General features: G+C 70.0%; 12 protein-coding genes and 1 pseudogene. 4 read left to right on the forward strand and 9 right to left on the reverse strand.

The window, feature by feature from the left end; genetic code table 11:
- The first annotated feature begins 196 nt into the window (after positions 1–196).
- The gene (locus tag ACIPLC_RS36430) at positions 197–583 is read left to right on the forward strand and encodes a hypothetical protein (protein WP_400477351.1); all 387 of its coding nucleotides are present in this window, start codon (positions 197–199) and stop codon (positions 581–583) included.
- The gene (locus ACIPLC_RS36435) at positions 535–984 is read left to right on the forward strand and encodes a hypothetical protein (RefSeq protein ID WP_400477352.1); all 450 of its coding nucleotides are present in this window, start codon (positions 535–537) and stop codon (positions 982–984) included. The genes ACIPLC_RS36430 and ACIPLC_RS36435 overlap by 49 nt, the downstream gene beginning before the upstream one ends.
- A 449-nt stretch (positions 985–1433) precedes the next feature.
- Here ACIPLC_RS36435 and ACIPLC_RS36440 read toward each other — a convergent pair whose 3' ends face one another.
- From ACIPLC_RS36440 to ACIPLC_RS36480, 9 genes and pseudogenes are all read right to left on the reverse strand, one after another.
- Positions 1434–2465, reverse strand: coding sequence for a Rieske 2Fe-2S domain-containing protein (locus ACIPLC_RS36440; protein ID WP_400477353.1), 1032 nt, complete (start codon positions 2463–2465; stop codon positions 1434–1436).
- Between the two features lie 396 nt (positions 2466–2861).
- Positions 2862–2984, reverse strand: coding sequence for a hypothetical protein (locus ACIPLC_RS36445; protein ID WP_400477354.1), 123 nt, complete (start codon positions 2982–2984; stop codon positions 2862–2864).
- Between the two features lie 185 nt (positions 2985–3169).
- Positions 3170–4304, reverse strand: a pseudogene (gene ispG / locus ACIPLC_RS36450) (flavodoxin-dependent (E)-4-hydroxy-3-methylbut-2-enyl-diphosphate synthase).
- Between the two features lie 100 nt (positions 4305–4404).
- Entirely contained in the window at positions 4405–4566 is a 162-nt protein-coding gene (locus tag ACIPLC_RS36455) for a hypothetical protein (protein ID WP_400477355.1), read from the reverse strand.
- Positions 4567–5307: 741 nt separating this feature from the next.
- The gene (locus ACIPLC_RS36460) at positions 5308–5943 is read right to left on the reverse strand and encodes an MBL fold metallo-hydrolase (protein WP_400477356.1); all 636 of its coding nucleotides are present in this window, start codon (positions 5941–5943) and stop codon (positions 5308–5310) included.
- A 14-nt stretch (positions 5944–5957) separates the two neighbouring features.
- On the reverse strand, positions 5958–6584 hold the full coding sequence (locus ACIPLC_RS36465) for a carboxymuconolactone decarboxylase family protein (protein WP_400477357.1): 627 nt from the start codon (positions 6582–6584) through the stop codon (positions 5958–5960).
- Complete coding sequence (locus tag ACIPLC_RS36470; protein ID WP_400477358.1) at positions 6581–7357, reverse strand: alpha/beta fold hydrolase; 777 nt, start codon at positions 7355–7357, stop codon at positions 6581–6583. Before ACIPLC_RS36470 ends, ACIPLC_RS36465 begins: the two co-directional genes overlap by 4 nt.
- A gap of 4 nt (positions 7358–7361) precedes the next feature.
- Positions 7362–7994 carry a TetR/AcrR family transcriptional regulator gene (locus ACIPLC_RS36475; RefSeq protein ID WP_400477359.1) on the reverse strand — a complete coding sequence of 211 codons (633 nt, stop codon included), beginning with the start codon at positions 7992–7994 and terminating at the stop codon, positions 7362–7364.
- A complete protein-coding gene (locus ACIPLC_RS36480; protein WP_400477360.1) occupies positions 7991–8983 on the reverse strand; it encodes an aldo/keto reductase in 993 nt (330 codons plus the stop codon). Before ACIPLC_RS36480 ends, ACIPLC_RS36475 begins: the two co-directional genes overlap by 4 nt.
- A gap of 716 nt (positions 8984–9699) precedes the next feature.
- On the opposite strand from ACIPLC_RS36480, the gene ACIPLC_RS36485 reads away from it, so the two are divergent.
- Together ACIPLC_RS36485 and ACIPLC_RS36490 are read left to right on the forward strand one after the other, a co-directional pair.
- Positions 9700–10554 carry a recombinase family protein gene (locus tag ACIPLC_RS36485; protein WP_400477361.1) on the forward strand — a complete coding sequence of 285 codons (855 nt, stop codon included), beginning with the start codon at positions 9700–9702 and terminating at the stop codon, positions 10552–10554.
- Between the two features lie 380 nt (positions 10555–10934).
- Positions 10935–11261, forward strand: a complete 327-nt coding sequence (locus tag ACIPLC_RS36490) for a DddA-like double-stranded DNA deaminase toxin (protein WP_400477362.1) — start codon at positions 10935–10937, stop codon at positions 11259–11261.
- The last annotated feature ends 76 nt before the right edge of the window (positions 11262–11337 follow it).

Below are 11337 nucleotides of genomic sequence, written 5' to 3' on the forward strand. Positions count from 1 at the left end.
ACGGCGTCCGGGGGGAAGGACCGCCCCGGTACGGGGCGGTCTCCCTGCTCGGAGGCGAGCGTCACTTCCCGGTGCGCGAGGCACTCGGCTGAGGCGCGACCCGGAACGCGGCCTGGGGGACGTACCGTGCGCGCAGGCCCGGGTTCTGGAGCGGTCCGGCCGTCTGGACGAGGCGATCGGGCTGCTGGCCTTGGAAGTGGCCGCGAATCGGCCCTGGTCGCACAGCACCGTCGACGGATACGCGAAGCTGCTCGCGCGCCATGGCCGGACCAGGGAACTGCGGGAGCTCGCCACCGGTCCCAAACGGTCGACCGCCGCGCGCTCCCACGTGACGGCCCTGGAGGATCTGGGCCGCGCCGAAGAGGCGGAGGCGTACCTGCGCGGCCTCATCGCCGCCGACACGTATCCGAGCCACTACGAGAACGCGCTGATGGAGCTGCTGATCCGGCTGGGCCGTTTCGATGACGCCGTCCAGGCGGTGGAGCACACCTTCGACGACCTCTACTCCGGAAACCTCCTCCAGGCGGCCATGCCGTGCTGGCCGAACAAGGCCAGCACGGCATGGCCCTGTCCCTCACCGTAGGGCGTAGCCCCGAGTTCCTCGCGGAGAACGAGGCGTGCTGGCTGCGCTCCAACAGGTGGTGGCTGATGGGAGAGTCGGGCCGTTGCCGGGAGGCGATCGCTGAGATCGAGGCGCTGGCGCCGCACGAGGTCGACGACCGCGAACTCACGATCGCCTGGTTGCTCGGCCGGGACGGCCGCGTCGAGGAGGCCATGGCCCGCCTGCGCCCGCTGCCCGGCAAACGGGCGGCGACCGAGCTGGCCGAGTTGCTCGTCCGGCAGGATCGTTTCGCTGAGGCCATCGCGGTCATCCCCAGCGTGGCCGCGCAGCGGGAGGAGGAACGGCGCTTCTGGACCGACTGGGAAGAGCGTAAGAGGAACGCGGACGACGACGGAGGGTGCACCGAGGCGCCACCGTTCTGACCCGTACCTGGCACCGCGGCTACGACGTCTGGGCGTCGCGGCTCAGCGGTGAGCGGTGAGCGGTGAGCGGTGAGGAATGTCCAGGTCGGTCGCACGCTGGCAAAGCTCGGTCCTGGCGAGCTGGGACGGCACGTCGTGGGATTCGAGATTACGGCCTGCTTTCGCGTCCGGGGTTGAGGCGCGTCGCGAGGCGGTCGTTGCGGTCCAGGACCGCGGCCGCTCCCCGATCCGGCCGCGGCCTCGCCTGCCCGAGCGGCGCCTGAGGGGTGGCCAGCCCAATGCCCGGCTGTTCCCGATCGCCTACGCCTACCTGCTCGGGGAGTTCACGCCCTTCGGGTGGCTCGGCTGCTCGAAGCGGCCGGGCCTGGCCCGCCCGCTCTTCGGAGCTGGCCCCGTGGGAGCGGCTGTCGAGCAGGCCTGCGGACGTGGCGGGCTGGGGGCGTGGACTGTCAGGAAGGTTCGGGCTCCGGCGCAGCGCCCTGTCCCGGTGCGTGCGGTGCGCTGTAGAACTGGCGCGCCCAGCGGCGGTACTCCATGATCGGGCCGTCTCCGCGGCTGAGTTTGGGGTGTTCCACGTACTTCTTGTTGCTCCAGATGTGGAAGTCCTTTGTGACGTCCGTGAGGTAGAACGGCGCTACCGCCTGGGTCAGGATCTGGGACAGGGTTCTGGCTGCCCAATCGGGACAGGCGGAGATCCCGGATGAGCGGACGGACAGCGTGAAGTACGTTTGAACACGAACAGGGTCGATCGGGGTGGCCATGGCCTGGCCCAGGAAGTCGGCGCCAAAGCGATCGAGGCGCCCTGTGAGGTGTTGGCACCCGAGGCCGTGTACCACCGCCACGATTTTTGTTTCCACCGACCCGAGGAGGGGGAAGGCCCTTTCGAAGGTCACCGGGATGCCGAGGTGGGGTCCATCCGCTTGCAGTGGATTTGCGATCATCGCGTTCTGGAATCCGTGGATGGGCGCGAAGTGCGCAAGGTCGACGGTGTTCTCGAACACGTCTTGCGGATGGTCGACCAGGGTGAACGCCCGCCGCGTCGGTGGCGGGAACTCGTCCACCGGGAGGGTCGGGATCTGCCAGGTCGGGGCGGAGCCCCCCGCATGGCGCCATACCGAGATGAATCCGTTGACCTCACATGACGCCCAGGGTTTCAGGGATGCCCGGGGCGGGGTCGACCCGTCGCCGGTTCGGACGCATTTCCCCGTCAGGTCATAGGCGAAATGGTGGAAAGGGCAGACGATGTTCTCGCCGTCCACCGAGCCTCCGAAGCCGAGATGGGCGCCCAGGTGAGGGCAGTGCGCGTCCACCACTTGCGCGGCGCCTGAACGCGTACGGTAGGCCACCAGTTCCTCGCCCATGAACTTCCGTCGGATGACCTTTCCACGAGGCAGTTCATCGCTGAAGGCGATGGCGAACCACCCGTCCGGGTAGGGCAGGCGGGGCTGGTGTACCGGGTTCGAGGATTCGTCGATGTCCATCTCGGGCCTTTCTCCATCAGACTGACGGCGGGGGCGCTGCCTACCTGCGGCGGATCGTGTTCGCCGTGTCCGCCACTACGGCCGGCGTCCCGGCGGCGATGAGCCGCTGCTCTGGTTCCTCAGTGGGATTCGCCTGAGCCTTCGGTCAGGCGCGGGGCTGCTTCGATCCACGCTGGGATCGTGGACCCGGGAGAGCAGTGACGTGGCGTTCAGTGAGGTCAGATCGGGAAGGAGGGTGCGCGGCGCCCACTGGTCGGCTTGAGGGTTGTCGCAGAAGAACGTCCACGCCTCGATGACCGTGACGAGGACGACGCCTTCGAAGTCGCCGCTGGGGTAGGAGGTGCAGCCGACGCCCGCCAGCTGAAGGTCGTCGTACGCGTGCCGGTACTCGGGGACCTAGAAGACGCCGTCGGCGGCCAGCTCCTCCGCGATCCGGCGGCTGAGTTCGTCGGATCGCGGATTGCTCTTGAGCGGCATGGGCCAGTACAGCGGCGGGACTCGGTACGGCAGGGACGGCATGTCGTGCCTTTCGGGAGAGGTGATCAACGGGTTCGGTCGGCGATCGGTCGTGCGGCCTGCCGGTGAACAGGGCGAGTCCCGACAAGCCCGGGGACGTCCTGTTCGTGTCCGTCGAGGACGTCGTAGAGCCGCGACCCGGCGGTGATGCGGATGGCGGCCGGGCCTGGCCGGAAGCGCGGACAGCGCTACGGCACGGCCTCCGCGGCGGTATCCGGGCCTTCGGTCAGGCGCAGGGCCTCTTCGATCAGAGATTCGACGATGCGGTGTTCGGGGACGGTGCGGATGACTTCGCCTTTGACGAAGATCTGGCCTTTGCCGTTGCCGCAGGAGACGCCGAGGTCGGCTTCGCGGGCTTCGCCGGGGCCGTTGACGACGCAGCCCATGACGGCGACGCGCAGGGGGGAAGTCGTCGAAGGCGGCTTCGACGCGCTGGGCGAGGGTGTGGATGTCGACTTGGAGGCGGCCGCAGCCGGGGCAGGAGACGATCTCCAGCTTGCGGGGGCGCAGGCCGAGGGACTGCAGGATGTGGGCTCCGGCTTTGACCTGGTCGACGGGTGGGGCGGAGAGGGAGACGCGGATGGTGTCGCCGATGCCCTCGGTGAGGAGGACGCCGAAGGCGACGGCGGACTTGATGGAGCCCTGGAGGGTGGTGCCGGCCTCGGTGACGCCGAGGTGGAGGGGGTGGTCGCAGGCCGCGGCGAGGAGGCGGTAGGCGGCGATGACGGTGAGCGGGTCGTGGTGCTTGACGGCGATCTTGAGGTCGGTGAAGCCGTGCTCCTCGAAGAGCGAGCACTCCCACAGCGCGGACTCGGCCAGGGCCTGGGGGGTGGCGGCGCCGTGCTTGGCGAGCAGGCGGGGGTCGAGGGAGCCGGCGTTGACGCCGATGCGGATCGGTACGTTCGCTGCCCGGGCGGCGTGGGCGATCTCGCGGACCTTGTCGTCGAACTTGCGGATGTTGCCGGGGTTGACGCGCACGGCGGCGCACCCGGCGTCGATGGCGGCGAAGACGTAGCGGGGCTGGAAGTGGATGTCGGCGATGACGGGCAGCTTCGACGTGGCGACGATGGCGGGCAGGGCGTCGGCGTCGTCCTGGGAGGGGACGGCGACGCGCACGATGTCGCAGCCGGCGGCGGTGATCTCGGCGATCTGCCGCAGCGTGGCGTCGACATCGGCGGTCGGGGTGGTGGTCATGGTCTGGACGGAGACGGGTGCGTCGCCGCCCACGGGGACGGTGCCGACCAGGATCTGCCGCGAGCGACGACGCTTCGGCGTGCGCGCAGACGGGGGCGGTTGGGGAAGCCTCAGATCGGTCAGGGCCATGACTGTTCCTCCGGTCTCGGGAGGGTGCTGCCGGAGGGGGAGCCGGGGCGGCGTCGGTGGTGCTCGGGGCGCGCAGGCCGGTGGGGGTGGGGGTCCGGGGTCAGTGGTCGCGGTGGCTGATCATCTCGGCCAGGGCGGTGAGTTCGGCGGCCGCCGCGGGCACGGGCCGGCTCAGGGTGAGGTGCTCGTGGGCGTCGGCGCTGTGGCGTCGGGCCCGGCGCAGGGTCCAGTCCCTGGCGCCGCTCTGTGTGGCCTGTGGCACCTGGAACCGGCCACGGGGGTCAGCTCGGAACCGCGACACCGGTTCGACTCGACGGCTGCCGCGCCGGCAGACGGGTTCTTGCCGACCGCCGGTGTGAGCGTCCAGCACGATGTTCTCTATACCAACAGGCGAAGGGTCCTCCCGGAACGGCGCGCGGCCCGGTAGTCGGAGCACGACCTGTTCCGGTTCGCGCCCTCCTCCCCGGCCCCCACGCCTGCACTCGACGGTCCCTTCCCTGCACGAACCTTCGTGGCGGGGAAAGCATTTGGGGTCGATGGGGCCCGCAGGGGTCCGGCGCGGTCCCCGTACCGCCCGGCGCGCGGCCGACCCGGCGGCACCACCCCGTCTTCGCCGTACCACCCGACCCCACGGACTTCCTGCGGGAGCCAGGGCGGCGGGAAGCGGCCGCGGCCGGGGCAGCGGGCGCGCATACGGCGCTCCCGGCGCCGACAGCCGCAACCCGGTGCCTCCCGAGCCCCCCGCACGCGGGGTTGCCGCTGAGGTGGGTGCTGCCGTGCACTCGGAGGACCGAACGCTTTCCGTCCGAACCTTCGGCCACGGGCGATCAGGCCTTCTCGCGTGCTCGCACCCCAGCAGTGAGGACACCCCCCTCATGAGTGAGTCCCGGCCGCGACGCGGCGTCATCCGGTCGCTGCGCACCATCGTCGACGACGCCAAGGAGATCGCCGACGAGCTCATCGAGCGCGCGGCTGAGCTGGAGTGCAACCTCCGTGACGCCCATCATCGACCTGCTGGACGAGGACACGGGGAGCGAGCCCTCCGGTGCCACTCCCCGTCGCCCTGCGGGCAGTGTGGGCGCGGGAGACGAAGGAGCGGAACTCGCGGGCCTGCGGGCGGAACCGGCCACCCTGCGGGAGGAACTCGCCCGCCTGTCCAAGGCTTCGCCGGCACGTGACTGACCCGAGGGTGCGGGTGGCCGTGTGGGTCGTCGTAGACCAGCGCGATCGAGCCGGGCGTGTGCCCGGTCAGGTGCCTCGCGGTCAGCTCGACCCGCCCGACCCGGAGCGTGTCCCCGTCCGCGACCGGCACGTCGGTCGGCACCGGGATGCCCTCGGTGTCGTAGGCACCCGCGTAAGTATGCGCCCCGGTCGCCCCGAGGACCTCGGCCAGCGCACCCCAGTGGTCGCCGTGCCGGTGCGTGGTGACCACAGAGGCGATGCCACTGTCGCCGATCAACGACAGGAGAGTCTGCGGCTCGGCCGCCGCGTCGATCAGCAGTTGCTCGTCGGTCGCCCGGCAGCGTAGGAGGTAGGCGTTGTTGTTCGTCGAGCCCACCGCGACCTTGGAGATCACCAGGTCCGGGAGCTCCCTCACGTCCGCCGGACCACCGACCTCGACCACTCCGGCATACGTCATGGCGGCGGTCCTAGCTAGCCGGGCTCGGCTGGAGGTGGTGCGGGCACTCGGAAGGCGTTGAGCAGGGCCGAAGTCGCGAGGTAGGCGCCGATCAGGTTGACCATGTCCAGGACGCCGGTCTGCCCCACCGCCTCGATCGCGAGGCGGTACGTGTCGTCGCAGACGGACCGCGTGCGTGCCAGTTCATCGGTGAAGCGGTGGACGGCTGCCTCGGTGGACGAGAAGTCGACACTCGGGCGTCCGGCGAGGACGGCCTCGATCACCGGCTCCGCGACGCCGGTGTGCCGGGCCATCGCGGTGTGGACGTAGATCTCGTACTCGCAGTTCCACGCCGCCCCGACGGTGAGGATGATGATCTCGCGCAGGGGCGCGGCCAGGGACGAGTGGGCCTGGTCGGCGAGGACCCAGGCCAGGAAGGGCATGCCGGCGGCGGGACGGTGCACGAACGCGTTGAACGGGCCGATCGGATCTCCTTCGGCCGTGGCCGCGGCGGCTCCCGCCTTCCGGGCCCACGGCACCACCTGGGCCCGTATGCGTCGCTGCGCGGCGAGCTGGTCCTCGGTGAGGGGGCCGCGGGAGGCCAGGGGCAGTCGCCCGCCCCAATTCCGGTCTGCGGTCGATGGCTGAGCGGCGCCGGTCATGACGCGGCGAAGGCGGTGACGAGGTCGGAGAGGGGCTGGGGTGCCTCCAGCGGCACCTGGTGGCCGGAGTCGATCGATGCGATCGTGACGTTGGACAGGTGAGGCACCGTCAGCTTCTTCTGCATCTCCAGGCCCCAGACCGGGTCGCTGTCGGCGACGATCAGCAGGGTCTCGACGTCGATCGGCGCGGCGCGCTCGGTCCAGTCCTCGTAGATCCCCTTGTTCAGCCAGGCGTCCCAGGCCTTGCGGTTCATCCGCGCGTAGTCCTCGCAGGTGCGGTCGAACACCTCCGGCGTCAGCGGCACCGCGGTGCGGTCCAGCACGAACTTCTCCGCGTCAGCGTGGTCCCTGCGGCTCTCGAACAGTTCGCGCGGCAGGTCCTCGCCGCCGACCTCCTGCCCGAGCGGGGTGGGGGTGATCAGCACGAGCTTCGCCGGCGGATGCCCCAGCCCCAGCCCCGCGCCCGCGCGGCTGGCGAGGATCTGCATGACCTTGCCGGTCATCGAGTGGCCGACCAGCACGTAGTCGGTCAGGCCGAGCTCGTTGATCGTGGCGGCGAACGCGGCGGCCATCTCGGCCATCGTGTAGCCGGGGATCTCGCGTGCCTCGCCGTGGCCGGGCGCGTCCACGGCGACGACCCGGAACTGCTCCGACAGCGGAGCACTGGCCTCGATCCATTCGCGGCGGGCGAAACTGAACGAGTGCGAGGCCACGAGGGTGCGCCCGGGGCGCTTCGCATGGGGCTGCTGAGGAGTGTCGGTGATGGGGAGCATGGTTCTAACCTCCGGTTGCCTTCGGTGCGAGGGACGGAGTGGTCGGCCGGGTGAGCATCAAGCCCTGCAAGGCGGTGCGGGCCAGGTGCACGCAGGAGTCCACGTCGACGGGCTGGTGGCCGAGCAGCAGGCGGAACGCTGTCGGGCCGAACAGCAGATCGATCGCCGCATCGGGCTCGACGTGCGGATCGAGCCCGCCGCGCGCGACCCCGCGGTCCCACAACTCGCGCAGCGCCGCTCGGCGCGGCGCGAAGAACCGGGAGTTGAGCAGGTCGGCGGTACCGGGTTCCAGCACGGCGGCGGCGACCAGCTGGGCGAAGACGATGCCGTCGCGACCTTGGTAGTACTCGGCCAAACGGGCGACGGCCTGGACCAGGTCGTGCGCGCTGTCCCCGGTCTCGGCCAGCGGCACCAGGCGGCCGATGTGCGCGGCGAAGGCCTCGATCGCCAGCGCGGTGCGGTGCGGCCAACGCCGGTAGATCGTGGGCTTGCTCACACCGCTGCGGCGGCTCACCGCCTCGACCGTGCACGCGGCGACGCCGCCTTCCAGGAGCAGTTGCGTGGCGGCGGTGAGTACGAGCTCCGCGTGCTCGGGCTCGCGAGGCCGTCCCCGGCCGCGGGTCTGCGGGCCGGTCACGGCTGAGCCGGGGGTCGGACGGCCTGCAGCGGGCCCTGCCGCTCGCCGGACACTTCCCGGGCGAGCCGATCGAGCCGCGCCAGCACCGCGTCGTCCAGGGAGATCGTGAGCGCGGCCACGTTCTCGGCCACGTGCCGCGGGCTGCTGGTGCCGGGGATGGGCGCCACGGAGATCCCGAGCTGACGACCGCGGGCGTACACCCAGGCCAGTGCGAGCTGCGCGCCGGTGACACCCAGCTGCGCCGCCAGCGCGCCCACCGTCTCGGCCAGCCGCCGGTTGGCGGCGGCGTGATCGCCCTGGAACCGGGGATGGGCGCGTCGGGAGTCGTTCTCTCCCAGCGAGCCCGGATCCACCTTTCCGGCCAGGAAACCGCGCCCCAGTGGCGCGTACGGCACCAGGCCGACACCGAGCTCGGCCATGGCCGGTACGACGGCTTCGACCTCCCGGCTCCACAGGGAGTACTCGCTCTGCACGGCGGCGATCGGGTGCACGGCGTGCGCCTGCCGCAACTGGTCCGCGTCGACCTCGCACAGTCCGAGGTGGCGCGCCTTGCCCGCGGCCACCAGCTCCGACATCGCCTGAACGGTCTCGGCGAGCTCGACATCCTGCGGTGGCCGGTGCAGGTAGTACAGGTCGATGTGCTCGACGCCCAGGCGCAGCAGGGAGGCGTCGCAGCAGCGGCGCACGTAGTCCGGCTCCCCGCGCACACGGCGACGATGATCGCCCGCCGAGCGGTCAATGCCGAACTTGGTGGCCACCACGACGCCCTCGCGCCGGTTCGCGATCGCGCGGCCGAGCAGGACCTCGTTGTGCCCGGCACCGTAGATGTCGGCGGTATCCAGCAGGGTGACACCCAGATCCAGTGCGCGGTGGACGGCCGACAGGGCCCGATCCCAGTCGGGCCGGCCGTAGTACTCGCTCATGCCCATACAGCCCAGTCCCTGTGCCGAGACGTGAAGTGATCCGAGCGTGGTGTGGCGCATCGCCATCTCCTTTACGTTCCGATACGTAATCTAATGCGGGTTCCGCCGACCCGCAACACCCGGGCTCCGGGACGCGGGCGGCATGGCGCCGAACCGCCCTGGAAGGGTCCAGGTCCGAGGTGTGGTCCGGGCGAAGACGATGCGCGCGGCCGCGGATCCCGGCGAGCAGGGCCCGCCTGAGGTCACCGCCGGGTCGGCTGCGACGCGGCTGACTTCGACACCCGGCGAGGTAGATGCGGGAGTCTTGCCGGCAAGGCAGACAGGATTCCGGCGAGGTGGGAACACGGAGTGTCGCGAGAACAACCTGGGCGAGCGAGACTACGGCGTTGGCCGGATCGGGGCTGGCGCGCACCACCCGTGCAAGGGCAGCGGTCCTCGGCTTCGCCGCCTGGGGGTTCCTGGCCGGGACTCAACCTCGGCAACGATGGTGCGAGCTGCGGCTTCCAGCCAGCGGTTCTGGTTGCAGCCGCGAGCATTCAGACGGCGGTCGCACTGTTCGGCCTCGGCGGGAACGAGACGGGCAATGCCCGGGGTCGTGGGAGCACCCGGGCAGGCCGGAATCCTGTCTGTAACACCCCGGTGTCGGGGTTCTCGTGGCGGTGTTTCATAGGTGGTCGCTTGTGGAACCCCCGGCACCAGGCGCTCCACCTGCGGCGACCATGTTTCATGAGTTGTTGCAAACGCCTGGACGCCTGAAACACCCTCATGAAACAGTCGGGGCCGTGAGCGACAACGACTTCAAACTGGTGGAATCGCAACCCTGCCCGATGTCCACCTGCGCCGCCCCTGCCGGCTCCCCGTGCCGGACCGGCAAGGGCAAGGTGGCCATCCAGTACCACACCGCCCGATTCCGCCTCGTGCCCCAGCTCGCCATGGTCTTGCGTGTCCCGACCCCGGCCGTACGCAAGCCCGGCTCGGTGTGGACTGAGCTGCCCCGGCCCGCGAGCGCCGACACCCGGCCGGTCGGGCACGTGCGCCTCGGGTACGCCCGCGCCTCAACTGCCCGGCAGTCCCTCGACGCCCAGCTCGACTTCCTCGCCGAGGCCGGGGTGAGCCGGGTCTTCTCGGAGAAGATCTCCACCCGCGCCACCCGGCGCCCCGAGCTGGAGGCTGCGGTGAAGCTCGCCGGGGAGATCCGCTCCTCCGGCGTCGCCGTCACCCTCGTCGTCCACGAGCACAAGCGGCTCGGCCGCGGCATCGAACTGGCCATGCTCGCCGAGGAGCTGAAGGCCGGCGACGTCGGCCTGGAGTTCCTCACCGGAGAGCTGGAGGGCTCGCACGACCCCTCCGGCATCGTGTTCGCCGTGCTGGCCGCCATGTCCGGCATGGAGCGCGAGTACATCCGCGACCGTACCCTCGAAGGCCACGGGTCCGCCCGCAAGCGCGGCAAGACCATCGGCGGCGCCGGCGTCACCGACGAATCCATGCTCTCCATGGCCCTCCACCTCCGCAGCCAGGAGATGAGTCTTCGCGACATCGCCAAGCGCCTCGTCATCACCACCGGCGCGAAGAAGGGACAGCACCCCTCACCCGCCACCGTCATGCGGATGCTGCGCGAACACGACGAGAGCCGCTGACGTCAGCTTTGAGTCCTCGGCGTCCCGTGTACCGGCGGGCCCCGACGCCGACCCGCATCGCCAATCCACCAAGATCATCCCGTGGTGGCTTTGGGGCTCACCTTGGAAGCGGGCAATGAGCCCCGTGAGCTCGTGAAAACTGAAGGGTTCTCGGCAGGAACCCACGGGTCCAACAGCGGATCTTCCGGTGAGAAGGCCCGAGTATCTCCGACAGCTCCACCGCGAAGGTCACCGGAACCTGGCACCGTGCGAACCTTCAAGCCGCCTGCAACCTGGCGGTTCGTGACCTTCACACGTACTACGTCCTCGCCGGCGACACTGCTGTACTCGTCCACAATGAAACCTGCCTGGACTCCGTCGTTGAGAACTCGAAGCGCAGCATCAAGGAATGGGAGGGACGCGAGACAGCCGGATTCGCGCGAGGCGACAAGGGATCAGAGCCGGGATACAACCTCGTCAGCGGCAACGGGAAGGAGGACTCCGAGCTGATTGATTGGGTCGACAAGAAGCTCAAGGCAGGAGGCCTCACGCCGGGCGCATCCACGTCCACTCGCAACGACGACGTGGAGCAGAAATTTGTTGCGATCATGTACAAGGCGGGCATGACGAAGGCCGAAATCGTGATTAACCACCCGGGGGGTCTGTGTAAGGACGCTCGCCTCGACTACCTGCTCGGCGACATGTCGCTGCTAGTACTCCAGCTGTAGATCACGATCATGCTTGGGTCGCGGCTTGGCGTCTGTAGTGACTGGCCTGGGAACGGGCTTGATGACGACGTCTCCA

The sequence above is a fragment of the Kitasatospora sp. NPDC086801 genome, from assembly GCF_044745805.1.
In the GTDB taxonomy this organism is placed as follows: domain Bacteria; phylum Actinomycetota; class Actinomycetes; order Streptomycetales; family Streptomycetaceae; genus Kitasatospora.